Consider the following 25476-nt stretch of genomic DNA (forward strand, 5'->3'; position numbering starts at 1 on the left):
CGTGGTACGACACTTACCTACACCACGGAGCTGCCTGATGACGCTGCCAAGACGACACCTCCCCTTCGAAGCCGTGATGCTTGTTCGACGGACTCACGAACGTCGTTTTCTTCTAGGCCCGACAGCAGACACACGCGCCATCATCGCCTACGAAGTGGCCCGCGCAGCTGTCCGTCACCAGCAGAACATCCACGGAGCAGTCAGCATGGGGAACCACGTCCATTTCGTGCTCCATGATACCTGCGCCTGCCGCAGCGATTTTATGCGCGACGCGATGAGCGGCGTTGCTCGTCAGCTCAACCGCCATCTGGGGCGAGAGGGGTATGTATGGGACGCCCGTTCTTACGGCGAAACCCTTCTTCTGGATGCCAACGCACTGGAGCGCATGCTCGTCTACACCTGGCTCAATCCTGTAGCAGCCGGTCTGGTTGATTCACCCTATGATTGGCCGGGTTTCATAATTCTGCCCCGGGACTGGGGCAAAACCATCCGCATTCCCAGGCCCAACGACCGCTACGGACGCAACGCACCGGACTTCATCGAGTTCACCCCTCAGCCTCCACCGGGCTACGAGAACCAACCTCTTAAAAAAACAATCGCCCACTTCGAACGATTGCTCGAAGAAGGACTTACACACATTCTAAAAGCCCGGCCTCCTGGGGAGCAGCCGTCTGAATTTACCCCTCCCAGCCCCACGGAGCGCCCATCTACGCCAAGCCCTCGCTCCCCTCGACGTCCACGATTTGCCTCGGCCAACCCGGCACTGCGTCTCCAGGCAGAACAGCAACACCGTGACTTCCAGAACCTCTATCGCCGACAGCGCCAACGCTGGAAACAGGGTCAGCGGCGCCAAAAATGTGTCTTTCCGCCGGGCACCCTGTGGCTGCGAAGACACGCTCCGATCCGCTGCGCAGCGACTCCTCACGACTCTATTGGCATCTTCCTTCTCGAGCGAGCACCGGTAAGCAATGCTCTCTGAGCAGCTCATGCTCGACGCCCTACTCCAATCAACATTCCCCGGTCCACAGGAAGCGTCCGAAGAGAGAGTAGTGCTCAGTACGCAATCTCCATCTGTCTTGGAACAAACTGTCGGGCACTGAACCCAACCAAAACAAAAACCTTTTCAATTGAACAACTTAAAAAACTACACCCATACACATGCATGCATGCTCTCATAAAACTTTGCCTTCATTAAACAACGTGGTGTCTCCCCTCCCAGTCACCTCCCTCAATTCTGCTGAATAACGTCAGGATACCCAGGCCTCTCCTGCACTCTCACTATCTGCATGTCTAGAGAGTTCCGCTGCCTGCAGCATCGCCCCTTCTCTTACCAACCTGCCTATATTTCCCGAACAGAAGTGCCCTATGTTCAACCCACGGATACCCACCGCGATGTTCAACCCACGGATACCCACCGCGATGTTCAACCCACGGATACCCACCGCGATGTTCAACCCACGGATACCCACCGCGATGTTCAACCCACGGATGCGCACGGTCCTACATATCCCGGGGTCGTGCAGATCGGATGCGCACATCCCAGGGTCATGCAGAAGCTCCAGGGTTATGAAAAGCTCCGGGACGCCCCCCCTACCCTGACCTCAGTCAGGATCACACACACCTTCGCATGCCCGCACCACTCGCCCCGTTTCCAAAAACTCTCCCAATTGCTCTCGGTACGAATCCAAAAGGCGCACATCATCATGTACGTCGTTTTCTACCGCTGCCACATTCCCCGGCGGATGCGCCTCCACCCCCAGATCGTAGATCTCATAGCCTACCCGAACCTCTCCCCCCTCCTGCGCCCCACTCTCGACCGTCGGTACGCCCCACACCTCGGCCACCCCGGGAACCAGCTGCGTCACCCCGGCGGCGCCGGCCACCCAACGCGAAACCATATTGGCTACCTGAGCATCATGTAACGCCTCGACCACCAGTAGGTCCGGCGATGGCGCTAACCCGTTGAGGCGATCATCCAGAAGATGCTCGGCGTAGTTGAGTGAATCCACCGGATCAAAAATCTGCTGCATCATCGACACCCCCAGTTGAAGCTCCGCCTGGGAGGTATACCGCCGGGAAAACAACGCCCCCAGGGTGCTCCACTGCGAAGCCCGCTGGAGCATATGTGCCCACCCCCCGCCCGGCACGATCAATGCTCCGCGCGTTAGCGCCGGTGAGGTGCTCATCATCACAAATCCCTGAGTACCACCGTTGCTAATGCCCATATAAGGAATGTGCTCCCCATCGAGCGGTCGAAATGCCCCATCCCCAAAATCGACCTCCAGGGTGTCGGCCAGACGCTCACGAATCAGATTATGCACTACTGTAAAGTTGGCCTGCGACTGGCGTTGCTGATCGACAACCCCCACCAGCCCCTCCAGGGTATTTCCACCGATGGCATTAACCGTGCCTGCCAGATCCCCCTCGGCAAACCCGTAAAAGCGCGTGGTCACTGCCGCCATCTCCCAGCGCTCCAGCCCCCCGAAGAGGTTGCCCCAGGTCGGCTCCTCAATCTTGCTGAAGAACCCGTGCCCAAAAAGCACAACCGGCCTTGTCTCCCGCACCGTCGCCGGCACGGTCACCAAAAACTCGACAGAACGATGCTCCACAACCTGGGGCTCGCCCGACCCATCAAGCACCACCCGCTTATCCTCGCCCAAAAACCAGGGCACCTCCACTTCGCCATAAATCAGCGCCCGGTCCTCCTCGTAGACCACATCCGCCAGCTGGTAATTCGAGGTATCGGCCTCATAGGCAATGCGTTGCATCGCGATCAAGGGCCCGACCACCTCCTGATGCGTGCGCACCCGAAAACTCCAGGCCTGGACCAGTCCATCCACGTCCCCCCCCATGAGTGGCAACGCCTCCTCAAACGCCTCCGCCCCTCGCTCCACCCAGGCTACCTCCGCAGCCCCAATCGGCTCGCCAGCCATCACACGCGCCAACGCCTGCGACGCGGCATGCTCCTCACATTCCGGGGACGACGCATCCACCGCACAACCATAGGTACGCAACCCTCGGCGCAGCCCCACCACCACCTGGGCATCCGCCGGAAAGGGCCGATGCGCCCGTAAAAGTAGCGTGGCCTGTTCCGGCTCATCAGCAGTCGCGTCGAGTTCGGCTAGCACCGGCCACCGCCGCGCCTCTTTTCCCTCTTCCAGAACCACGACCTGAATCAGGCTCTCATCCTGCAACGTGGCCCCCCAGTCCTCAGCATCAGGCAACCCGGCCGGATCGATCCCGCCCTCCAGCCAGGTCACCATCGGCACAACCCGGCTGGCCCCACTTCCCGCCAGCAATTCCGCGGTAAAGCCAGCCGGAATCAGCTCCTCCCCCACCTGTACTTCCAGCCCCTGCGGACCGGGCACCTGATACTGAGCCGCCGGCCAGGGCAAAAGCCCGTGTCCACCATACCCCATGGCGTTCGGCAGCGTCGTTGCATCCGCGTCATCATTGCCATCATCTGAATCAGCCGTATCCCCCGCAGTCCCAGCGTCCGGTAAACGTTCGACATCCTCATCTGCACACCCCAACAGACACAGGCACATTCCCAGACGTGCTGCCCTGCTGTAAAACAACGTAACCAGCTGACGCATCGCGCTCCTCACAGACTTTAATCACATTGAATTTCCGAAGCCTTTTCAGACACCTACCCCCGAACCACCACCACTTCGACGTTTCGGAAGGCGACCCCATGACCGCCTTGAACTTCCGGCAATAAGCCGACAAAGTTCAAGGGCTTATGAACTCTTTCGCATCATCCTCCATCTGAGCACCCCGGCCATCATGAGTCCAGTCCCCAATGATAACTCTCTGAGCAAACCGCGCCTGCGCGGTCAAATCCACTACGCGTCAGCATTTGCCGCCCTCGGCGCCGGACTCATGCTCGTGATCTTTACCTCGGGCGCACGCGCCACACTGGCCACCGCGATCTACGCGGCCAGCCTGGTCAATCTGCTGGCCACCAGCGCTTCGTACCACATCCCCACCTGGTCGCCGCGCGCTCGCGCCCGGATGCGCAAACTCGATCACGCCGCCATCTTCATTCTCATCGCCGGCACATTCACCCCGATCTGCCTGCTCGCAATGACCCCGGAAGCCGGAACGGCGCTCCTCACACTGGTCTGGACCGGCGCCGCTCTGGGAACACTCAAAGAATTCCTCTGGCCCAAGGCCCCCAAGTTCATCACCGCTCTCATCTGCGTGATTCTGGGCTGGACCAGCATCCCGGCCGTCCCGCGGATCTACCAGGATTACGGCATCATCACCGTAGTGTTGATGCTCGGCGGCGGCGTGGCCTTCACCCTGGGAGCGCTGGCCTACGCACTCAAACGCCCCAATCCCCGTCCCGCACTCTTTGGATATCACGAGGTATTCCACGCACTGGTCGTCCTCGCCGCGGCCATGCATTTTGCCATGATCACCATCATCGCAACCTGAATCCTCCCCCCTATAGTCCTCCCGGTCTCGTACACTTCACATCGGTGATGTTCGTCCCCCGGTCGTGCATTTCTTAGGCTTTATGCACTGCTAAGCGACCTCTCTCCCCTTTACCAGCCCCATTCACACCGCCCCTTTCCCTGCTCACGCGCTGCGAAACAGCCCCCTGTTTCGCGCGCTACTCGCAAGGCACCGCTCACGAAGACGATCGATCGTCCGGAGGTTGATCATCCGAGGCTCGAGCAGCCGAGGGTCGAACATCCGAACATCCGAGGGTTGAGCATCCGAACATCCGAGGGGTGAGCATCCGAGCATCCGAGGGTTGAACATCCTCCCCCAGAAAAACGCCGGCGCTCCCTCCGGAGCGCCGGCGTCACATCCTCGCTGTCGGCGAGTTGCCCCCCCCGGTCGCAATCACATCGAAGCACCGCCCCCCGAAGCGAGGCAGCTCTCCAGCGCCTCGGTCTGCTCCCAGCCGCACTTGCCATCGAAACAGCCACAGCTGGTGTACTCCTGATCGTAACACGCGTACTCGGGCAGGTACTCGCAAGTGCTGATCAGGTCATCATTGATCGAACCACAAAGCTGACCGGAACAACCACCAACTTTGCAATCACTGGCGCTGCGGCACTCAGGCTTCGCCTCAAGGGTTCCGCACGCTCCCTCATAAGCTACTTCCACACCCGCGCAACCCGCTTCACACGCGTTACCGTAGGTCTCGCCATTCACGCCGCAGACCGGATCGTAGACCTGGGGACAGATGCAACCGGCTCCGCACGCTCCCTCATGCCCCACTTCCACACCCGCGCAACCCGCTTCACACGCGTTGCCGTAGGTCTCGCCATCCACACCACACACCGGGTCGTAGACCTGGGGACAGATGCAATCAGCTCCGCACTCTCCCTCATGAGCCACTTTCACATCGGCGCAACCCGCTTCACACGCGTTGCCGTAGGTCTCGCCATCCACACCACACACCGGGTCATAGACCTGAGGGCAGAGGCAGTCGGCACGGCATTCCCCCTCGTGGGCAACCTTCACCCGGGCACACCGCGCCTCACACGCGTTACCGTAGGTCTCCCCATCCACACCACACACCGGATCATAGACCTGGGGACAGATGCAATCCCCCAACGAAACGCTTCCACCCATGGCCTCCTGAACAGCGCTGGTACCATCTTCCACGTCCTCCGCCCCGCATCCGATAGCGAAGAACCCCAGAAGTCCACAAAGCAGCACGCGCCAACCCCAACGTTCCATCTGTTTCATCACTCTCTCCTTCCATGGATCCACACACCGTGGATATCCCCTTCTGCAGGCGTCCCCCGGAGTCGACGCCCAACCTGAATGATCTCGAGCGCCGCAGCCTCGCCACATTCGCTCCGGCCCCCCCGAAAGTTCGCCACCTCCATGGCCCCAAATGAGCCAGGGAAAGGAGGCAACGTCTCAAGCCGTGCGTCCGTCAGGAAGCGGCCGCGCCGCTCCGGGTAGTTCACATGACCTGAGAACTATCACATCGGCGTCCCCAGCCTCCGTGTCAGCTTGTTAAAGGAAGTAAGAAGATGTTCACGCCCCCCCAAAGGGGTCAAAAACAAAACCAAACAAACACAACAACATACAATCACACCTGGGTAATATTCATCACGAAATCCTGACCACGATAGGCACTCAAAAAGAAACGGCGCTCCGTAGGAGCGCCGTTTCTTAGAATCTCATGATGACCCAAACATGGATTTACATTTCCGTGTCACACTCTCCCTGAGATGCCACGTTCACCTCGGCACAAGCAGCCTGACACTCGTTGCTGTACGTGTTGCCGTCTTCACCACACACCGGCATGTAATGCATCGGGCAGATACAGTCCTTCTCCTGGCAGGGCCCCTCGCTGACCACCTCAACATCTTTGCACTTTGCCAGGCACGGATTGGCGTAGGTCTCGCCATCGGCTCCACAAACCGGCGCAAACTCACGGGTACACGCGCAGACCGGGGCTTCCTCTCCACCCTCGCAGGCCCCCCGGTGAGCAATGGCCACATCCACACAGCCCGCCAGACAATCGTTGCTATAGGTGGTGCCATCCTCCCCACAGACCGGAGAAAAAATCCGCGGACAGGCACATACCGGGTTGACCTCCTCCCCCTGAGCCTGGTCCTCGCCATGCTCAACCCCGCTCTGCTCCTGCCCCTGTGTCTCCGAGGTCGCCTCATCTGGCACCACCTCGCCGCGACATCCCACCATCAGCACCATCAGGAGCAACACCACCGCACTTCCCAGCTTCAAAACCTGTCTCTCTTTCTTCGTCGCGCTCATGGATTCTTCCTCCGCAGCCCCTGTTCAAAACAGCCTGGCTTCTACATAAAAGCCTTTCCTTGCTCCCCCCGAGAAAGGCATCAACCTCTTGAAATAACATAGAGATCCGACCTCTCCCCGCAGTCATTGGACGACACTCTTACAGGGAACCTTCAAAAATAGAAATGCTTCTGGTCGACACGTTTCGTAAAGCCCGGCGTCACCAACCTCAGAAGCGGGCCATCACACCGATCGTCGGCAAAATGGGTAGCCCCGTCAGCGGTTCGGAGTCGCTGTAGTCGTAATTATAGCGCGTCCCCTCTTCGTTTTTGGCGTTGTAGACGTTGGTCACGTCCAGATACGCGGCCAGCGTCCAGGTATCGAAGATAAAGCGACGATCCAGGCGAAGATCCAACTGGTGGAAGGTTTTGGAACGCTCGGAATTGGGCTCCCCGTAGCGCGGGCGATATCCATCGCTATCGGCATCAAACACCGCTCCGACCACCGGTGTCTGCGGATTGCCCGTAACCACCCGAAAACGCGCTGACAGATCCAGATTCCAGGGCAAATTGTACCCGGCAACCATCGTCAGAATATGGGTCTGATCGTAACCGTAGGGGTCCCACTCGCCGCTCTTCAGGTTGAGCCGCTCCGAACGTGAGAGCGTGTAGCTGAGCCAGCCAAAGAACTTATCCTTGGGATAATGCCGCAAGAGCAGCTCCAACCCGTAAGAACGCCCCTGCCCCTCGTTATCGTAGATCACCGGCTCCGCCTCGCCGGTCTCTTCATTGATGGCCTCGGCCGACGTGGTATTCACCAGATCAAAGGAGTCGCGGTAGTAAAGCGTCGCATCCAGCTCCAGGTGCGCGCGCGGCTGCCACTCCGCGCCCACCGCGTAATGCATCGCCTTTTCATACGAAATGTCCGGGTTGCCAAAGTCTTCTTCGGTCTGTCCCGGAATCGGCGGCTGCGTGAAGAGCCCCACCCCTCCTTTGAGTACAACCTGATCGTGAAGCTCAAAGCGTGACGCCAGACGCGGCGAAATCGACACCTCATTGACCGGACCATAATAGTCCGCCCGCAGGCCGGGGGTCAGCGTCCAGCGACCAAAGGCCTTGTACTGCGCTTCGGCATACACCGCCGGAAGAATCTGGGGCGACTTACGCGACCCCACAAGCCCGTCGGTGCTGATGTTAGGCCCACCGTCCTGTCCATCGGGTGACGAGAAATCGTCCGGCGAAGCCCCAAACGCCGGGATCGCGTACGAATACACGACGTTACCCAACTGGGCATCCAGGCCGGTGCGCAACCGCAGGTTATCGCTGAGCTTCCACTTCAGATCGTTTCGGATCTGCGTCTGATAAAAATCCAGGTCAAAGAAGATATCCGGCCCGGCCTCCAGAGCCGCGGAGTTCAGCCCGAAGGAGCTCATCAGGGTATTCTCCAGCGCTCCCCCCTCGGGCTTCCACTCCCAGCGCACCTGGCCGCGGTGAAAGGAGTTGCCAAACCCGGCCTCCCTCACCTGGACGTACTGGTCTCCCTCCGGTTCGCCATCGGGCAAGATCACATCGATCTCATCATCCGATCCGTACACAAAGAACTCGACCTTATGAGCCCCACTCTCACTGCGATAGGTCACCCAGGTCTGATAATCGTAGTAGCGAGGGGCGACCACCGTATCGATCTCCAACGCCCGCAGGACCGATGGCAAAAAGAAGTCGTAGTAGCTACGCCTACCGGCGATCGCAAAGCTCCAACGATCGTTGATCGGCCCCTCCACCATCGCCGAGCTATCAAGCAGGTCGATTTCCGCCATCCCGTGCACCCGGTCGGTCCGCGGCGAACGGGTGCGCAGATCGATCACTCCGGCCGTGGCCCGACCGTAGTACGGGCTAAAGTTCCCCGGATAGAAGTCGATCGCCTCGACCATCTCCGTGTTAATGACCGCCGGCCCCCCAAAGAAGTGGTACACCAGCGGGATGGAGTCGCCCTCCAGAAAGATTTTGGTGTCGTTGGGCGAAGAGCCGCGCACGATGATCTGACCACTGATGAACTGCGCACGGGCCACCCCGGGCAGGTTCTGCACCACACGTACCACATCCCCGCCGGTGCCCGGAATTCGGCGCACTTCATCGAGCTCAATCGTCTGGCGGTTCACCTCCTGACGCTGACGTCGCGTCGTGGTGCGCGCGCGAAAGGTCCCGTCATCGTCGGCCGGCATGTAGTAGTTGCCCTCGGTTACCTCACCGCCGACCACCTCCACCTCAAAGGTCGAGGTCACATACCCCGCCGACGACGCCCGCAGGATGTAGTTTCCGGGCTCGACGCCCGCAAATCCAAAGCGACCGCCGCCCTCACTAAAGCCCTGACGCACCTCCTGCTGCGTCTCTGCCTTGAGCAAACGCAGCTCCACCCCCGCCAGCGGCGACCGACTCCCGGCCTCACGGATCTCACCGATCAGGTTCTCCTGGGCACGCGGCACCCGGTACTCCACCTCCACCAGCTGGCCGCCCGGAAGCTCGATATCCGTCTCAAAATCGAGGTAGGCGTCCACCTGCAAAAACACCTGATAGGGCCCCGGCGGCACATTCCCAAAGTAAAAGCTGCCGTCGGCCTCACTGAGCGCACTGGCCTCGGGTCGGGGATCGTACTCATCGCCCCCGTAAACAATGCGCACCTCGGCCCCCTCAATGCCCTCTCCACTTACCGGGTCAAGCACCACCCCGGTGAATTCGGCGGGCAACACCGGCAGGCTAAAACGCACCGTAAAGTTCAGCGAAACCGGAATCGGCTCTCCGTTGAGCCGCGCGGGCTCGAACTTAAACTGCTCCACCGCCCGCACCGCGGACTCATCCAGCCCGTAGCCCAGTCCCTGAACCACATCGACCTTGGAGACATCGCCGGCAGTGTTGATCGTCAGTTCCAGCACCACTGCGCCTTCTAACCGCGCCGCCACCGCGTCTTCGGTGTACTCGGCCTCAACCTCACGGAGCAGCCGCGGCGGCTGAAGCTCTCCACGGGCGCTACGCTCGGCGGGCGCCGCCTGCTCCGGGGCCTCGTCTGCACCGCCGGCTTCTTGCGCAAAAACCTGCGCCGGCATCCCCGTGACCATCGCCGCTGCCAGCCACAGCCTGATCCATCCTTGTGTCGTCATCATCACTCCACCACCAGCAGGCGCCGCTCGATCCAATCCACTCCCAGGCGCGCATCGCGCACCACCGACCACACTCGCACCCCGCAGCCCTCTTCCTCAGGCTCCATGCACTCCACCACGGCCTGATTCGAGGACACCTTCAGCGTGGTGATCGGCGCCTCCTCCAACGTGGTATCCGGCTCCACAAACAGTCGCCGAGACCCATCGAGCGTCCCCGAGGTCACAAAGTAGCGATACACAAAGGCCTCCGAGCGCTCCGGCGGCGGCTCCTGCGCCCCTTCGGGCGTCGGCGGCTGGTAGCGTTCCACGCTCTCCGGGCTGACCACCGCCCGGAGTTCCAGCGGAACATCCGAAAGCACCCGCAGATCGGCATCCTCCGGCAGGGCCACCCATTGATCCTCGGGAGCCGCATCGGCAGCCACCTCCCAGCCTGCCCGATCGCGCAACTTCGAGAGATCCTCGGGGCGCTCCGGTCGCACCTCCAGCGCCATCACCTCCGGATTGGTATTGGGGGTATCCCCCCCGGTCGAGAGCCGCAGCGACTTCGACGCCACCAGCTGCTCGCTCTCCGTGGAGAGCTCCACACGCACCGAGATCTCGTAGCCCTTGCTGCAGTCATCCACCGGCAAGAAACGGGCAAGCTCCGGGTCGTCGACCTGCTCTAAAATCGCCTGCTGAATAGCCTCACAAAACAGACGAACCTGCTCGGCGGTAAACGGGTTCTCAAACACGGCCTGCGCATCGCTGCCCAGATCCAGATCCAACGCCGCGCCACCCAGCTCCGCGAGCTGCGCCTCATCGATCGGGCAGGCGTAACCCTGCTCGGCCGAGGTGCGCAACGGACACCACGACCAGGCATAACTCAGCGTCTCTCCGCGGCGAGCGTACGCCAGCGCCGAGAGCGTCGCCTCCCCCTGCCCCTCCACGACCACCGGATCGGCCTTGATGGCCATCAGGCGCAATTTGTCGACCTTCCAATAAGGCGCAAACTCCCGCCCGCAGCCCACCAGCAGCACCGCTCCGATCAGGAGCCCGACCACCCTCACGGGCCTCGACCCGATTGCTCTCATCATCACCTCGACACCATCTCCAAAAACACCCGAACACATTTGCAGCACAGAGTGTGGATCCCCCGGGCTCCGCGTCAACGCCCGGGCCCGAACTTTCTTGCCGCGCCTACCTTGCTCCCCGCCGACCTGCCCTTCTCAGCAAAGGACCAGACGCAGGTGAGCCGCCTCCAGGCGCCGGGCCTCTTCATGAAGCACCGCGCGGGTCAGGGGCATCGACTTTAGCCAGCCCTTCGGAAAATGGAGACGAATCTCCTTCCCTTCGGCCTCGACCTCAAACTCGGGCACCGCCCCGTCGACCCGACTGCGATTGAGCAACACCGCCAGACGCAGCAACACCGCCAGACGCTTGCCCGCCCGCGGCAACTTCCCGGCCAACCCCTCAAAACGATGGGGCTTGAAGTCCCGACGATGCGTGCGCACCAGCGCCCATAACAAATGCTGGTCCTGACGGGAGAACCCCGGCATATCCGAATTCTCCACCAGATACGAGCCGTGCTTATGGTAGCGCGAGTGCGCAATCGCAAGCCCGATCTCATGGAGCCGGGCCGCCCACCGCAACACCGTGGCCAGGTAGGGATCTTCAAGTTTCCAGCCGCCGGCAACCTGGTCCCACAGCTCCAGCGCCGTGGCCTCCACCCGGGAGGCATGCGGCATATCCACCCCGTAGCGCGCGCAGAGCGTGGCCACGGTCTGCTCGCGGATATCCTGGCGCTGGAGCCGCCCCACCAGATCGTACATCAGCCCCTCTCGCAGCGCGCCATCGCTGGGGACCATCTGCTCAATCTCCAGAATCTCAAACGCCGCGCTCAAGATCGCCACCCCGCCGGCAAACACCGGCGCCCGGGCCTCACTGACCCCGGGCAAGCGCTCCGACCGGGCCTCCCCATCCTTGATCAGGCGCCGTCGCAAGCGCTTGAGCCCCCGGGCGGTGATCGCCCCGCGGCTCCAGCCCGTCTCATCGAGCACCTGCGCGATCGCCCGATTGGTCCCCGAGGAGCCCACCACCTCCGTCCAGCCCATCTGACGAAAGCGCGTGGCCAGCATCTCCACCTCCTGCTGGGCGGCCAGCACCGCCTCGGCCATCGCCTGCTCCGAGACCTTCCCCCCGGAAAAATAGCGCCGTGTCCACTCCACGCACCCCATGTACTTGGAGTCCCGCGCCTGCGGCTCAAACCCCTCCCCGATCACGAACTCGGTGCTCCCCCCTCCGATATCGATCACCAGACGACGCCCCGCCCCCGGCTCCATGGTGTGGGCCACCCCCAGATAGACCAGACGAGCCTCCTCCAGACCGCTGATAATCTCGACGGGCACCCCCAGCGCGTCTTCGATCTCCTCCATAAATCCCCGCGGATCGCGGGTCTTACGCAACGTATTGGTGCCCACCGCACGGATATCACCGGGCTCAATGCCCTGGAGCCGCTCCCCAAAACGCCGCAAACATCCCAGCGCCCGGGCACGGGCCTCGGTACTCAGCGTCTTGTCGTCACGCAACCCGGCGGCCAGACGCACCATCTCTTTGAGGCGATCGACGACCTGGAGCTGGCCGTCCTGCTGGCGCGCGATCACCATATGAAAACTGTTTGACCCCAGGTCCACCGCGGCAATCATCCTCTCAGCGCTCATGCAACTCCCCTTCTCCCGGAGGGCCTGCGCTGACGCATGCTCCTCCTGATTACCTTGCCTCACCCACGCGGGCCCCTAACCTAACGCGCTCGCCAGCATCGCCCAACCCACTTCGCCCGGAGATTTCGATGTTTCGCGCCCCGCGCCCCCTGCTCCTCCTCCTATCCCTGACCGCGATCCTGACGCTCATCGCGGCGTGCAAGCCCTCGGAGCCGGTCCGAAACGATGTCGCCCCTGAGCCCGAACAGAGCGCGGCCGCCTCCGCCCAGGCCTCAACAACAGGCACCCGCGCCTCCCTCCCCGACCTGGAAAGCCGGGGCCTGGCTCGCGCCACCTTTGCCGGCGGCTGTTTCTGGTGCATGGAGCCCCCCTTCGACGCCACCGAAGGCGTCGTCTCCACCACATCCGGCTACACCGGCGGCCCCGAAAGCGCCCCCACCTACGAGGACGTCTCCTCGGGGCGCACCGGCCACACCGAGGCGATCGAAGTCATCTACGACCCGGACCTCGTCAGCTACGACGAGCTCCTAGACGTCTTCTGGCGCAGCCACGACCCCACCGACGCCGCCGGCCAGTTTGCCGATCGGGGCTCTCAGTACCGCCCGGCCATCTTTTACCACAGCGAACTTCAGCTCGAGCAGGCCCGGGCCTCAAAGGCCAACCTCCAGGCCGACGGCCCCTTCCAGAAACCTATCGTCACCGCCATTGAACCCGCCCAGACCTTCTGGATCGCCGAGGACTACCACCAGGATTACTACCAGAAAAACCCCGACCCCTATCAGCGCTACTACCGCGCCAGCGGGCGTCAGGACTTCCTCAAACGCATCTGGAGCGATCGCTAAAATGGCGCACCAGACAGCCCTTTATGACGAGCGCTCAAAACGCCCCAACAACTCCACATGCGTGGTCTGCGGAAGCATATCATGCGCCTGCAACTCCCGGAGCACCCAGCCGCGTTCCTGAAGCTCGGCGGCATCTCGCCCGAAACTGGAGACATCACAGCTCATATAAATAAGCGTCGATGCCCCCAGCGCCTGCGGCGCCCCCAGCACCTGACGCACCGCTCGCGAGAGCCCTTTGCGCGGCGGGTTAACCACAATGAGCTCCGGCCGCGCCTGCGGCCCCTCCCCGGGGCAGCCCTCGCGCCAGCCCTCTTTGCCCAGGTCGACCACCGCGTAGCGCGCCTTAATCCCGGCCCGGGCCGCGTTCTCCCGCGCGCTGGCAATGGCCGCCGGCACGCTCTCCGCACCGAAGAGTCGGACCTCGGGGCGCCGGGCCGCCACGTTGAGCCCCAGCCCGCCGATGCCGCAATACAAATCCCAGACCACCTGCGCCCCCTCGGCCCACCGGGCCACCTGCCGGTACATCGCCGAGGCCACCGCCACGTTGAGTTGCGCAAAAGCCCCCGGATCAATGCCCAGCTCCACCTCCCCGTAGCGCTCCCAGATCCGACCCTTCCCCTGAACCACCTGCGAATCCTGAACCCGAATCGCGTTGGTATCCCGCGCATTTACGGTGATCGCCACGCCCTGCACGCCCTCCACTGCCGCGATCGCCACCACCGCCGCGTCCAGCCAACTCGCCAGCGCATCGCGCACCACCAGCTCCACCACCACGGCCTGCGCCGAGGCTCGCAACGACACCCAGCGCAGCCCTTCCTCCTCCTCGCCGACCGGCACCTTGAGCGCGCTCAGCAGCGCCTCCAACTCCCCGTGCACCCGCGCAATGGCCGGCTGCACCACCTGACAGCCGGCCATCGCCGAGATCTCCTGACTGCGCGGCGCATAGGACCCCAGCACCACCAGCGCCCCCTGACGCGTGACCACAAAGTTAGAGCGGTTACGATAGCCCAGGTGCGCCGGCGCCTCATGCCAGCTCCACTCACACCCCAACCTCTCGGCCAGCTGCGCCACTCGCCGCTGCAGGGTTTCTGTCCGCAGGTCGTGGCTTAAGTGCATCCCCGGACACCCCCCGCAACGCCCGCGCACCGGCCCGGCGTGCGCGCAGATCGGCTCCACATAATCAGCCCCCCGCGCATGGACCGACGCCACCTCGGCAAAATCGCGGGGATGATGCTGACTCGACGCCACGATGCGCAGATCGACCCGGTCCCCGGGAACCGCGCCCCCGGCCAAGACCCGACGCTCCCCGCGCTCCACGTACCCCTCGAACGCCTCGTTAAGGCCCGCGATCTCCACACCCTGCAACGTCTGACTCATGACCTGCTCTTTGCTGCACACAACCCGGTAGACAACGTATCGACCCGCAGCCGACAACACCTCCGCAGCCGACATTGGGCCGGCCTCTCCGAGGCGGCCAACCACATGCCCTGCTGACATTCGCCATAGCAGTGACGGCCCTCCGCGCAAAGGCCTGTGAACACCACGCCGGCTGCTTTACCGCTTCGGAGTACGTCCCGGCGCCACACCGCAGACGCCGAACCACCGCCAGACAGCTCCCCGACACACACCGGCCCGCGCTCAGGAGAAGACCCGATCCGCCAATAACTACGAGGGGATCGCACATCCCGGGGTCAGACATCTGCACGTCCCGGGGTCAGACATTCGCACGTCCCGGGGTCAGACATTCGCACGTCCCGGGGTCAGACAGCTCGCCACTCACTCCCGACGTAGCAACCGCATCAAGGGGCCCAGACGCAGCTTCTTGCCCTTGCGGCTGGCCGCCACATGCCAACCCAGCGACCACCAGAAGAGCGTGGTCGCCGAAAGCGCCGCCAGAATCCCCAGGATCAGCAGCACCGACACCCCGAAGATCTCAGTATCAAAGGGCCGCAACAACATCGCCGCCACCACCGCCAATCCCGAGGCAATCACCCCCAGAAACAGGCGCGTCCCCAGGGTGTTGAGCACCTCGCCAAGCTGATCCAGCGACGCGTTTCGCACGGTCACCGTCAGGTTCCCGCCCTCCAGGTCCATGAGCACCTGATCGAGCTGCTGGGGCACCTTGGTCACAAAACTCGAGACCCCGACCGCCGCGCTCAACGCCGACTGCGCCAGCTTGCGAGCCGAGTACTTCTTCAACGCCAGATCACGGGCGTAGGGCAGCCCGATGGCCATCACGTCCAGATCGGGCTTAAGCCGGCGCATGATCCCCTCGATCGTCGCCGCCGTCTTGACCAGCACCGCGTAATTAGGGTTGAGGCGGATGCGATGATATTGCGCGGCGTCCATCACCTCCTGGATGAACTGGCTCACGTCAAAATCCCCCACCGTCGCGCTGATATACTTGTTGCGCACCCGCTCCACGTCGGCCCGAAACTCCCGCAGGTTCACTCGCCCCACCGGATCCCCCATCTCCAGGAGCGCCCGGGCGATCGCGTCGACATCACCGGTGAGCACATTGAGAATCAGCCCGATCAGATCGTCCTGCTGGCGGCTGGAGAGGCGCCCCACAAGCCCAAAATCGATAAAGATCAGCGAGCCATCCTCCCGCACCATGATGTTGCCCGGGTGCGGATCCCCGTGAAAAAACCCGTCGTAGAGTACCATCTTGACCATGGCATCGAGCAGGTTATGCAGCACCGTGTCGGCCAGCTCGCTGCCCCCCTCCACGCTGGCGAGCTTGCCGGCCTGCACGAACTCCATCGTCATGACCTCCGAGGTCGTCAGCTCCTCGTAGACATGGGGCACGCTGACCTGAGGCACCTCGGCAAAATTGCGGCCAAACTCCTGCACATTTCGGGCCTCCTGGCGAAAATCAAGCTCCGCCAGAATCGCCCGCTCAAACTCCTGCACAATGGCCGTCGGCGAGTAGAGTTCGATCTCCTCGACAGTCGCTTCGAGGAAGCGCGCCAGGTAGTAGAGGAGATCCAGATCCGAGCGAATCTGCTCCCCAACCCCGACCCGCTGCACCTTGACCACCACCGCCGTCCCATCCGGCAGCCGGGCACGGTGCACCTGGCCAATGCTCGCTGCCGCCAGCGGCTTCTCCTCAAAACTCTCAAAGAGCTCTTCCAGCGTTGCCCCCAGGCTGCTCTCCACCTGCCGGCGAATCGCCTCCATGGGCATCGGACTGACGGCATCCTGGAGCTTACGCAGCTCCTCCAGAAACTCCTTTGGCACCAGGTCCGGGCGCGTCGAAAGCACCTGCCCGAGCTTCACAAAGGTCGGCCCCAGATCTTCGAGCACTCGCCGAAAGCGCACCGCCGCCTCGGAGCGATCGGCGCCGATCAGCTCCTCGACGCCCTCGACCTCCTCAAACGCATCCTCGCCACGGCTCAGCCCCCCATCGCCCACAAAACGTCCCAGCCCGGCACGCCGCGCCACCGCCGAAAACCCGTGCCGGGTCAACACACTGGAGATCGTGCGCAGGCGCTTGATGTCTTGAACTGCCGCTCGTACCGGTGATGCCATGGTCCCTTCTCCTCTACGATCCTCGATCGCCGCCACCCTAGCAGCAACCATGCAGGCCGACCATATCTGAGGCGCTGCCCCCGACCTTCCCTGCTCGACCAGCTAAATCAGCCACTCAACACCTTACCTTCCCTGCTCGCGAACCAAATCCACGACCCGGCAGGCAATGAGCCAGACCGCGCAGCATCAGAGCCCGCGCCCGCCCGCCTTGGATTGACATCATCGTCCCCGCTGTCAACAATGGCGTGTTGGCCCCGGGCCTGCGAACACATTCCCCCCTCATATCCCCCGCTCTGACGTTCCATGAGACTCTCTCTCGCGCGCCCCGAACAGGCCGCGCGCCTCAGCCAGTTCTACCGCTCCATTCACGGCCCGGACTTCCCCCATCAGGAGCTCTTCAAGGCCGAGACGCTGGCAAACTTGCTGGCCGATCAGGAGATCGCGATCGTCGTCGCCACCCACGAGCAGGAGCTCCTGGGCTGTGGACTGGCCTTTGTGCGCAGCTGGAACCAGTCGCTTGAAATCAGCACCCTGAGCGTGGCCGCCCACCCGCGACGCTCCGACATCGCCCGCGCCCTCTTTGAGGCGCTGCGCCGCCTGGGCGTCAAAAGCTACGGCGTAGCCTTCTTCCGGGCCTCCACCGAATCGAGTTTTCGCCGCGGCCGCGACATGGGCGCAACCTGCTGGGGATACCGCCCGGCGCCGGGCTCGGCCAGCATCAGTGACGCCGAACTCATCATGGGCTTCATCAACCCCGGCGGCCAACACCGCCGTGCCGACCCCCCACACAGCGCGCTGACCGCCACCCCCTTTGCCTCTCGCATCATCGACCTGCTCTCCGATGCCGAGCGCAACGTCCCCTACCCTAAAAGCTTCCCGGTGGGATGCCCCCGGGGCACCGGCGCGCCGGTGATCTCCGGACGCATCTGGCCCACCTACCACTCCCGCGGCAACTTCATCACCATCGAGAACGCCGCGGGCACCTTCCCGGTCGAGATCATCAAAGAATTCACCGATAAGGTGCGCAAAAAGGGCGTGCGCGACGTCCGCCTGACCCTGCCGGTCAACCACGACCAGGCCTACAGCGACCTCAAAGCCCTCGGGTTCCGCCCGGTCGCCTACCTCCCGGGCTGGTACCTGCGCGGCCCCAACCGCTTCGACTGCATTGAGCTGGTCTTCGGAGCCCCCTCGCTGGTCTCCAACCCTCAGACCTTTGTGGAGCGGGCGGTCGCCAAGATTCACCGCGACCTGCGCGCCTGAGCCTCCCCCGGACCCACGGCCTACTCCAGCCGGAAGTGTATCGGCACCACGAACTCAAACTCGTCGATCACCGACGCCTCCGGCAAGAGCGCGTAGGGCGCAGCGGCTTCCACCATCCGCAGCGCCTCCTTATCGAGCAACGACTGTCCGCTGGAACGCACGAGCTGCGGCGGCTGCGCCAGCTGACCATCGCGGCGGATGATCAAGCGCACCACCGCCTCCCCCTCCAGCCCCATGCGCCGGGCCATCCGCGGGTAGCGCTTCTCGGCCTCCAGCGCCCGGGCCACCCCGGCCTCATAGGCCCCCCAGTTCACCGGGTCGACCCGCGGCGCCGGCGCCGGCGTAGCCGCCGCCTCGACGACCGGGTCCCGTACCGCCTCGGCGGCCTCACTTGCGCTCGGATCCACCACCGGCTCAGCCTCCAGACTCACCGGAGCCTCCTCGGGCACCGGCTCCACCACCGGCTCCGGCTCCGGTATCACCACCTCTGAGCTGGCCGTCTTCGGAGCCTTCACCGGGGCCTTCGGCGGTACTTTAACCGGCTCTGGCGGCGGCTCCGGGGGAGGCTCTGGCGGCGGCTCCGGCGGCGGCTCTTCGACCGGCGCCACCGGCTCAGCCACCGGCTCCGGCGGCGGCTCCACGGCCTGGAGCGTGAGCTTGATCGGCTCCGGATCGCGCGCACGGGCCCCCGCAAAATCAAGCGGAATCAACGCCAGCCCCAGGTGCAACACCAGCACCACGCCCAGCGGCTTTCCCCACCCCACCCTGACGTCGTTGTGCTTCATCGGCGTTAGTCGGCGCTTTCGGCTTTACGCGTGGCGATCGACACCGACTCAAAGCCGGCCCGGGCGGCCTCATCAAACACAAAGACCGCCTCCTTCAGCGCCACCTCCCCGTCGCCCACCAGCACCAGTACCTCAAAGCTCTCGCGACTCTTCTTAAGCGCATCAAAAAGCTCGGCGCGGGTCACGGACCGATCCCCCAGCCGCATCTCCCCGGTGGGAAGCAGCGTGAGCACCTCGGCATCGGTGGAGGGCGCGCTGGTCTGCTCGGCCGAGGGCAGCACCACGTCCATCTCACGCACCCGATCGAAGTTGGCCGCCAACACCACAAAAATCAGCAGGATAAAGACCACATCGATCAACGCCGAGACGTTAATCGTCGGCGACTCGCGCTCAAAACTCTCAAACTGCATCGGCAGCCTCACGCACCAGCGTGGGCACCGGGCGCTTCGCACCGGTGTCATCCTCGGGCTGCGGAAGCGCGGTGAGCACCTGCGAGATCGCATCGCTCAGCGTCAGGCGAAAGGTGTCGGTGCGGCTGTTGAGGTACGTATAGGCCGCCAGCGCCGGCACCGCCACCATCAGACCGGCAGCCGTGGTCAGAAGCGCCTTCCAGATCCCCGAAGCCAGAAGCTGAGCGTCGACCATCGCCGCGCCCGCGCCCTGCAACCCCATAAAGAGCTCCACCATCCCGATCACCGTGCCCAACAATCCCAGCAGCGGCGCGACCTGCGCAATAAAGGAGAGCGCTCCCACGTGCTTCTCCAAACGCTGCAGCTCCTGGCCGCCACACCGCGCGGCCTCGGCCTCCACCCGATCGGGGCGCTTCTCAAAGGTGGCCAGCATCGCGTCGATCACGCGCCCCACCGGGTGGGCCGCTTCCCGGGCCAGCCCGCGGGCATCGCTCACCTCGCCATCGGAGAGCGCGTCGAGCACCGGGCTCATCCACTGCACCTGACCCAGGCGTTGCGCGCGAAACTCCAGCGCTTTTTTGGCAAAAATCGCCACCATCAACGCCGAACACGCGTAAATGGGCGCCATCGCCCATCCGCCGTTTGTCATCAACTCGCCAAGTGTCATCGCTGCGCTCACTGCTCAGGTGGAGTTCCTGCCCACTGCGCTACTCTAATAACGCATTCCCCGAAGCCCAACAATGAAAATCAGTTTCAATTTCAAACCTTCCCCCTTCTTTTCTTTCACTTAGCCCCGCTCCCTGCCCCCAAAACACGCGCTTCCCCCTGTCTTAACGCCCTCTCCCCCCGATCGCCCCCCCGCGCATCGCCGGCCCATACCAACCTCTTTCGGGCGATCGTCGCGACAAATTCGTCGCGGGCTCACTCCACCGCCCGCTCGGGATGGCGCGTCCACTCCCACATTGACGCGTCGTAGTTAGACACCTGCGCATAGCCCAGCGCGCGCAACACCGAGTACACAAAACCCGAACGAATGCCCCCCGTGCAGTACGCGATCACCTCCTGGTCCGGGGTGATCCCCCGGGCCCGCAGCATCGCCTCGATCTCCGCGCGCGGCTTCATCGCCGGCCCCTCAAAAAGATCTTCCCACCACAGGTGCACCGCCCCGGGGATATGGCCGCCCCGGGACTCACCATACCTGGCGCGCCCCTCGTACTCCGCCCGCTCCCGAGTATCGAGCAGTACCGCCCCCTTACGCCCTACCGCCGCAACAACCTCCTCAGTCGTCGCCCGACGCCCTTCCTGACGCCTCGCCACCACATCGCCGGCCGCTCGATCGCCCTGTCCTCCCCGCTCCAGCTCCCCGCCGGCGGCCTCCCAGGCCTGCACGCCCCCCCAGAGCACCTTCACCTGACGATGCCCCAGATACTCCAGCGTCCAGTGCAAACGCCCCTCCTCTCCCCAGGTCCCGGGCGCCCTCCAGGCCCCGTAAATCACCACCGGTGTCCCGGCCCGCACCCCCGCCTCCCGCAGCCGGGCCTCCACCAGCGCATCATCGCCCAACGCCCCCTGCTTCTCCCCGCGCACCAGCGTGGTCCAGGGCAGATTGGCAGCCCCGGGAAGATGCCCGCGCCGAAAATCCGAAGCCTCCCGCGCATCCAGCACCGCCGCCCCCTCCGCCATCAGGGCGCGAGCGCGGGCCACATCCACAAAAACCTCAACCTCCTGCTCCCCCCAGGCCTCCAGACCGCCCGGCGCCCCGCGCTCCTGGGCCTGCGCCGGACAGATCACGCCCGCCGCGCACAACCCGCCCAGGCTCAGCACCGCCACCAGAGCTAGCACCCACCCCGACCTCGTCCGCGTCACCTCGCTTACATCTCTGCCCATCTCCACTCCCTTGCACCGCGCTTTACAGCCCGGCCCTCTCGCTCACCTGACCCACTCGACCATCCCGGAACAAAAAACCGGCAAGCGTACGCTCGCCGGCTCCCACCGCGCTCTAAAAAAGACGCACAACCCCGGGGCTTTATTTACCACGCCTCAATCACGCGCCTCGACCACCTTGACCGTAGCTTCATCCCGCGACCACTCCCACCACGACCCGTCGTAATTCTTGGGCTCCGGATACTCCAGCCACTTGAGCACCGCGTAGAAAAATCCGCTGCGCACGCCGCTCTGGCAATAGGGAATGGCGAGCGTCCCCTCATCGATGCCCAGAGCCTCCAACTCCGCGCGAATGTCCGCGGCCGGACGCAACGTCCCGTCCGCCTCCAGCACATTCTCCCAGTGGTAATGCACCGCCTCGGGGATGTGGCCCCCTTCCGGGTTATCCCGCAGGTTCTCGGCAAACCACTCCTCGATCGTGCGGGTGTCCACCAGGCGCAGGGTCTCATCCTCAATGGCCGCCTCAACCTCTTGCTGCGTCGCGCGGCGCTGCGGCTGGAGCTCCACGGTGAAATCGCCAGCGCCAGCCTCGGTCACACCGGCCTCAATCGCGGCAAATCGCGCCTGCTTCCACGAATCAAACCCTCCCTCCAGCAGGTAGACCTGATCGTGCCCCAGATACTCCAGCGTCCAGAACACGCGCCCCGAAACCGACTCCGCGCTCCCCCCGCCCCCGTAAATCAGCACCGGCTGATCCTCGTTGATGCCGTAGCCCCGCGCCACGCGCTCCAGGGTCTCCACGTCATCCTCAATCAGCCCGTTGAACCCCTCCCGGGCAAACGCCTTCCAGTCCACCCGGATCGCCCCGGGCACATGCCCCTGCACAAACGCCTCCGACGCGCGAGCATCGAGCACCAACGCGCCCTGGCGCCGTAAAAACTCAAATTCATCGGCCTGCAAAAAGATCCGCGCCTGGCAGGTACCACTCTCCTCCGAACACCCCTCGGGAGTCGCCAGCTCAGTGACCTCCTGACCGCATCCCGCACTCAACGCCAGGGCCAGCGCCACCATCGTCCCGCCAATCCACCCGCGAACCATCTTCGTCTCCGCTCTCTGCATCATCTCTCCCGCTGGCGTCGCCATCGTTATGTGAAACCTCTCCAAAGCCCCAAAATCCCCACCTGCAAAATAGGAATTACTGAGCCGCAAAACCATAGCGACACACTAGGAATTACTCAACACCTCCACGCAAAACAAAAACACAAACAAAACCAACCACTTACAACCAAACCCCACACAGACTGAGAAAAAACCACCTGCCGCACGCAACTTTCTCCGCCGCCTCGCGACAATAAAAACACCGCTCTCGCCCCCCTTCGGCCTAAGGCCCCCATCGCGAGCTCACGTCACGGAGACCCTCATGAACCGCATCGACAACTCCTCCTCTCCTCTCCCCCCAAGCACCGACGAATTTGTGGGCCCGCCCCTGCCCACCTGCACTCCGGTAACCAACGCCGCCTCTGAGGCGGCCACCGCCACACCCCCTCAAAACGACACCTGGGAGACCGACGCCTCGGAGAGCCCATCCCTCTTCGAGCGCGCCAAAAACGCCGCCACCGGCGGCCTGGAGCGCGCCCGCAATGCCCTGGGCAACCCGGGCTCGTTGACCCGTGAGGCTTTTGCGCCCGTGGTCGACTTCTTTGAGCCCTCCCCCTCCACCACCGAGGCCATCAGCAAGGCTCGCCAGGCCGTCGAAGAGACCGTCACCCGCGTCACCGAAAACCTCGACCCCGAGACCCTCGAGAAGACCGCGCAAACCCTGGCCGAGAACCCCGAGCTCTTCGTGCAAGCCATCGAAAGCTCCATCGACCAGGCCCAGGCCACCGTCGACGCCGCCCGCAGTCTGGGCAAAGACGCCCTCAGCACCTTTGCCACCACCGTCGAGCAGCGCTTCGACGACAAGGTCGATGAGGCCAAAACCAACCTCAAAGAAGTCCAAACTAACATTAACGACGCCGCCAAAACCCTTGGCCAGGCCCACGGCGCCATCTCCGACGCCATCGACAAAAAGATCGATCAGGAGATCGCCGAGGCCAAAACCGCCATCAAAGAAGGCATCAAAGAGGGCGTGCAAGACGCGGTGGCGGCCTACAAGTCCTACGAGCTGGTCAACCGCGTCGTCGACTCCGCCATCGTCGGGGTCGGCTCGATCGCCGGCAACGCTGTGAGCACCACCATCAACGAGCTCGGCGGCGGCCTCGGAGAGTCCGTCGTTAAACATCGCGCCAGCATTGAAGCGGCGCTCACCCCCCTCAAAGCTGCCCACGACTGGATCGCAAGCCCCATCAGCCTCAGCGACGACAGCCTGGCCCAGATCGGCGCCAAACTTCTTGTCACACCTCTCTCGGGCTCACTCTTCGTCGCCGGCATCGCCCTCGACACCCTTGGCGCCCTCCCCGACATCGCCGAGGCGATGGTCAACGCAAAAGACGCGCTCCCCACGAAAGAGAACTTCAACAAGCTCGTCGACGACCTGCAGCCCGGCGAAACCCGCGAGATCAGTGGCGAACTTCTCATCAAAGTCGCCGCCAGCCTCGGAGCCAGCGTCAGCTCGTCTCGCACCATCGAGGTCACCCGCGACGCCCAAAACCCCAACTTCATCGAGCTCACCCTCAAAGACGCCGACGCCGGAGCCCTCGTCGTTGGAAAAAGCGTCCAGGATCAGGGCGCCTCCGTCGATGCCGGCCTCAAATACACCAATAGCGCCACCCTGCGCTTCGACACCCGCGATCCCGCCGACCTCAACCGCGCCCGCACCGCAACCACCGCCGCCTTCGTGCCCGTCGACCCCGACACGATCGGCAACGTCTTCGACAAAAACCTCGTCTCCGTGCGCCAGGAGTTGGCCTCCTCCGCCTCCGCCTCCGCCGCCCTGCCCACACTCCCCCTGGGCATCGATCTCGGCCTCACCCAATCCGTCGCCCGCGAACATATCCCTGACGACTACGTCCACATCGAACGCCTGGAGGTCGGCATCAAACAGGAAGCCTCCCTGGGCAAAGATCTTTTCCAACTTCCCCCCGACGTCTTCGCCTCCCTCTCCCAGAATGCCCCCGACGCCGTCTCCGGCACGCTCGCCGAAATCTTCGCCTCCCAGACCGGCGGGCAGGTGGGGCTCAAGGCTGGTCTCTCCGCCGAGGCCACCATGGCGGTAGAGTTCCACAACATCACCCCCCAGACCCTGGAGGTGGACCTCAAGCTCACCGGCGATCTGGCCGGCCCCGAGCATGAGCTTCACCTCAAGGTCACGCTCCACGATCTGCCCGAGCTCGCAAAAGCCCTCGACCGCACCCCCGACGAGCTGGCCCGCGCCCTCAACGACGGCTCAACCACCCCGGCCGAGCTCTTCAACATCGTCGGCAAACCCGCCGAACATCTGGAGGTCAAAATCACCCGCTCCAGCACCCAGTTCGAAGGCACAAAAATCGACGTGATGGGCCTCAAACTCAACAACGGCACCCGCCAGAAGACCGAAGAGGTTTGGAGCCACTTCGGCGCCCGTGAGCCTGCCGCTCAAGCCGAGCTGGCCCCCTTTAGCGCCGCGAGCCATCAACACCTCTCGGTCTAGATTCTCCACCCTGCGCGGCGCGCAACCTCAACCGAGGTTGTCCAACCCCATGCGCGCCGCGTAGGCTTTGACCGCTGCAACCGGCGCCCGAAAGGTCTCATCGCTGCCGATATTAAACACCACCCCCTCAACGCGATCCTCCACCGCCACCAGGCGCTCCATCGACTCCCGCGGGTCCAACACCAGCAGCTGCACCGTCCCATCGGGCGCCGCCATCCCCACCTGACGACTAAACTCCTTAATGCGCCGCACGTTGGTAAACGCCAGCAGCCAGGCTTCCTCCCCCAGCATCGTGACCATCGGCGTGGCCGGCCCCTCCTGACGCGTCGATGGCAAAAAATACCACCCTTTGAGTAAAAACACCGCGCGCCAGAGCGCCTCGATATTCTCTGTGGTAGGCTCCCGCCGAGCACGCGCGACGTAGTCTCGTATTTCCAGTGCGGACATAGGCTCGCTCCCTGTGGTGTTCGCGCCTGCTGGCGCTGATGGCGCCTCTTCTATTGGCAACGCGCCTCCCTGCGTCAAGTTCTACCGCCTTCCGTGTCGTAGGTACCCTC

Annotated in this window: 19 protein-coding genes; 5 read left to right on the forward strand and 14 right to left on the reverse strand. The window is 63.5% G+C overall.

Features of this window, described 5'->3' with window-relative positions:
- Positions 1-37 precede the first annotated feature (37 nt).
- On the forward strand, positions 38-979 hold the full coding sequence (locus DL240_RS19765; protein ID WP_146618372.1) for a hypothetical protein: 942 nt from the start codon (positions 38-40) through the stop codon (positions 977-979).
- Between the two features lie 622 nt (positions 980-1601).
- On the opposite strand, the gene DL240_RS16675 is transcribed toward DL240_RS19765, so the two are convergent.
- A complete protein-coding gene (locus tag DL240_RS16675; RefSeq protein WP_146618373.1) occupies positions 1602-3596 on the reverse strand; it encodes a hypothetical protein in 1995 nt (664 codons plus the stop codon).
- A gap of 190 nt (positions 3597-3786) precedes the next feature.
- On the opposite strand from DL240_RS16675, the gene trhA reads away from it, so the two are divergent.
- Positions 3787-4440, forward strand: coding sequence for a PAQR family membrane homeostasis protein TrhA (gene trhA, locus DL240_RS16680; RefSeq protein ID WP_111731037.1), 654 nt, complete (start codon positions 3787-3789; stop codon positions 4438-4440).
- A 414-nt stretch (positions 4441-4854) separates the two neighbouring features.
- On the opposite strand, the gene DL240_RS20330 is transcribed toward trhA, so the two are convergent.
- The 5 genes from DL240_RS20330 to ppx all read right to left on the reverse strand — a co-directional run bounded on the left by DL240_RS20330 (position 4855) and on the right by ppx (position 12579).
- On the reverse strand, positions 4855-5709 hold the full coding sequence (locus DL240_RS20330; protein ID WP_199589848.1) for a Kazal-type serine protease inhibitor domain-containing protein: 855 nt from the start codon (positions 5707-5709) through the stop codon (positions 4855-4857).
- A 465-nt stretch (positions 5710-6174) separates the two neighbouring features.
- On the reverse strand, positions 6175-6750 hold the full coding sequence (locus DL240_RS16690) for a Kazal-type serine protease inhibitor domain-containing protein (protein ID WP_111731039.1): 576 nt from the start codon (positions 6748-6750) through the stop codon (positions 6175-6177).
- 208 nt (positions 6751-6958) lie between these two features.
- Positions 6959-9883: a TonB-dependent receptor domain-containing protein gene (locus tag DL240_RS16695; RefSeq protein ID WP_158542663.1), complete on the reverse strand. Its 2925-nt coding sequence runs from the start codon at positions 9881-9883 to the stop codon at positions 6959-6961.
- Between the two features lie 2 nt (positions 9884-9885).
- Positions 9886-10953, reverse strand: a complete 1068-nt coding sequence (locus DL240_RS16700) for a hypothetical protein (protein WP_158542665.1) — start codon at positions 10951-10953, stop codon at positions 9886-9888.
- 135 nt (positions 10954-11088) lie between these two features.
- Positions 11089-12579, reverse strand: coding sequence for an exopolyphosphatase (ppx, locus tag DL240_RS16705; RefSeq protein ID WP_111731042.1), 1491 nt, complete (start codon positions 12577-12579; stop codon positions 11089-11091).
- Between the two features lie 128 nt (positions 12580-12707).
- Between ppx and msrA the strand changes: the two genes are divergently transcribed.
- Complete coding sequence (msrA, locus tag DL240_RS16710; protein WP_111731043.1) at positions 12708-13421, forward strand: peptide-methionine (S)-S-oxide reductase MsrA; 714 nt, start codon at positions 12708-12710, stop codon at positions 13419-13421.
- Between the two features lie 21 nt (positions 13422-13442).
- Here the strand turns inward: msrA and DL240_RS16715 are convergent, their stop codons facing one another.
- Both DL240_RS16715 and DL240_RS16720 read right to left on the reverse strand, forming a co-directional pair.
- Positions 13443-14798 carry a class I SAM-dependent RNA methyltransferase gene (locus DL240_RS16715; protein WP_158542667.1) on the reverse strand — a complete coding sequence of 452 codons (1356 nt, stop codon included), beginning with the start codon at positions 14796-14798 and terminating at the stop codon, positions 13443-13445.
- Between the two features lie 399 nt (positions 14799-15197).
- Positions 15198-16952, reverse strand: a complete 1755-nt coding sequence (locus DL240_RS16720) for an ABC1 kinase family protein (RefSeq protein WP_158542669.1) — start codon at positions 16950-16952, stop codon at positions 15198-15200.
- A gap of 303 nt (positions 16953-17255) precedes the next feature.
- Between DL240_RS16720 and DL240_RS16725 the strand changes: the two genes are divergently transcribed.
- Entirely contained in the window at positions 17256-18212 is a 957-nt protein-coding gene (locus tag DL240_RS16725; RefSeq protein WP_111731046.1) for a GNAT family N-acetyltransferase, read from the forward strand.
- 20 nt (positions 18213-18232) lie between these two features.
- Here DL240_RS16725 and DL240_RS20810 read toward each other — a convergent pair whose 3' ends face one another.
- The 5 genes from DL240_RS20810 to DL240_RS16750 form a co-directional block, all read right to left on the reverse strand.
- Entirely contained in the window at positions 18233-18997 is a 765-nt protein-coding gene (locus DL240_RS20810) for an energy transducer TonB (RefSeq protein WP_111731047.1), read from the reverse strand.
- Positions 18998-19002: 5 nt separating this feature from the next.
- Positions 19003-19407 carry an ExbD/TolR family protein gene (locus DL240_RS16735; RefSeq protein ID WP_158542671.1) on the reverse strand — a complete coding sequence of 135 codons (405 nt, stop codon included), beginning with the start codon at positions 19405-19407 and terminating at the stop codon, positions 19003-19005.
- On the reverse strand, positions 19397-20035 hold the full coding sequence (locus DL240_RS16740; protein WP_199589849.1) for a MotA/TolQ/ExbB proton channel family protein: 639 nt from the start codon (positions 20033-20035) through the stop codon (positions 19397-19399). The genes DL240_RS16735 and DL240_RS16740 overlap by 11 nt, the downstream gene beginning before the upstream one ends.
- 293 nt (positions 20036-20328) lie before the next feature.
- On the reverse strand, positions 20329-21249 hold the full coding sequence (locus DL240_RS16745) for a sulfurtransferase (protein ID WP_158542673.1): 921 nt from the start codon (positions 21247-21249) through the stop codon (positions 20329-20331).
- A gap of 198 nt (positions 21250-21447) precedes the next feature.
- The gene (locus DL240_RS16750) at positions 21448-22389 is read right to left on the reverse strand and encodes a sulfurtransferase (protein WP_158542675.1); all 942 of its coding nucleotides are present in this window, start codon (positions 22387-22389) and stop codon (positions 21448-21450) included.
- A 322-nt stretch (positions 22390-22711) separates the two neighbouring features.
- Between DL240_RS16750 and DL240_RS16755 the strand changes: the two genes are divergently transcribed.
- A complete protein-coding gene (locus DL240_RS16755) occupies positions 22712-24919 on the forward strand; it encodes a hypothetical protein (protein WP_111731052.1) in 2208 nt (735 codons plus the stop codon).
- Positions 24920-24946: 27 nt separating this feature from the next.
- Here DL240_RS16755 and DL240_RS16760 read toward each other — a convergent pair whose 3' ends face one another.
- The gene (locus tag DL240_RS16760) at positions 24947-25366 is read right to left on the reverse strand and encodes a hypothetical protein (protein ID WP_111731053.1); all 420 of its coding nucleotides are present in this window, start codon (positions 25364-25366) and stop codon (positions 24947-24949) included.
- Between the last annotated feature and the right edge of the window lie 110 nt (positions 25367-25476).

The sequence above is a fragment of the Lujinxingia litoralis genome (assembly GCF_003260125.1).
Lineage (GTDB): Bacteria > Myxococcota_A > Bradymonadia > Bradymonadales > Bradymonadaceae > Lujinxingia > Lujinxingia litoralis.

Coding starts and splice junctions, on each gene's coding strand:
- DL240_RS19765 (WP_146618372.1), top strand. CDS start 38: ATGACGCTGCCAAGACGACACCTCCCCTTCGAAGCCGTGATGCTTGTT.
- DL240_RS16675 (WP_146618373.1), bottom strand. CDS start 3,596: ATGCGTCAGCTGGTTACGTTGTTTTACAGCAGGGCAGCACGTCTGGGA.
- trhA (WP_111731037.1), top strand. CDS start 3,787: ATGAGTCCAGTCCCCAATGATAACTCTCTGAGCAAACCGCGCCTGCGC.
- DL240_RS20330 (WP_199589848.1), bottom strand. CDS start 5,709: ATGAAACAGATGGAACGTTGGGGTTGGCGCGTGCTGCTTTGTGGACTT.
- DL240_RS16690 (WP_111731039.1), bottom strand. CDS start 6,750: ATGAGCGCGACGAAGAAAGAGAGACAGGTTTTGAAGCTGGGAAGTGCG.
- DL240_RS16695 (WP_158542663.1), bottom strand. CDS start 9,883: ATGACGACACAAGGATGGATCAGGCTGTGGCTGGCAGCGGCGATGGTC.
- DL240_RS16700 (WP_158542665.1), bottom strand. CDS start 10,953: ATGAGAGCAATCGGGTCGAGGCCCGTGAGGGTGGTCGGGCTCCTGATC.
- ppx (WP_111731042.1), bottom strand. CDS start 12,579: ATGAGCGCTGAGAGGATGATTGCCGCGGTGGACCTGGGGTCAAACAGT.
- msrA (WP_111731043.1), top strand. CDS start 12,708: ATGTTTCGCGCCCCGCGCCCCCTGCTCCTCCTCCTATCCCTGACCGCG.
- DL240_RS16715 (WP_158542667.1), bottom strand. CDS start 14,798: ATGAGTCAGACGTTGCAGGGTGTGGAGATCGCGGGCCTTAACGAGGCG.
- DL240_RS16720 (WP_158542669.1), bottom strand. CDS start 16,952: ATGGCATCACCGGTACGAGCGGCAGTTCAAGACATCAAGCGCCTGCGC.
- DL240_RS16725 (WP_111731046.1), top strand. CDS start 17,256: ATGAGACTCTCTCTCGCGCGCCCCGAACAGGCCGCGCGCCTCAGCCAG.
- DL240_RS20810 (WP_111731047.1), bottom strand. CDS start 18,997: ATGAAGCACAACGACGTCAGGGTGGGGTGGGGAAAGCCGCTGGGCGTG.
- DL240_RS16735 (WP_158542671.1), bottom strand. CDS start 19,407: ATGCAGTTTGAGAGTTTTGAGCGCGAGTCGCCGACGATTAACGTCTCG.
- DL240_RS16740 (WP_199589849.1), bottom strand. CDS start 20,035: ATGGCGCCCATTTACGCGTGTTCGGCGTTGATGGTGGCGATTTTTGCC.
- DL240_RS16750 (WP_158542675.1), bottom strand. CDS start 22,389: ATGGTTCGCGGGTGGATTGGCGGGACGATGGTGGCGCTGGCCCTGGCG.
- DL240_RS16755 (WP_111731052.1), top strand. CDS start 22,712: ATGAACCGCATCGACAACTCCTCCTCTCCTCTCCCCCCAAGCACCGAC.
- DL240_RS16760 (WP_111731053.1), bottom strand. CDS start 25,366: ATGTCCGCACTGGAAATACGAGACTACGTCGCGCGTGCTCGGCGGGAG.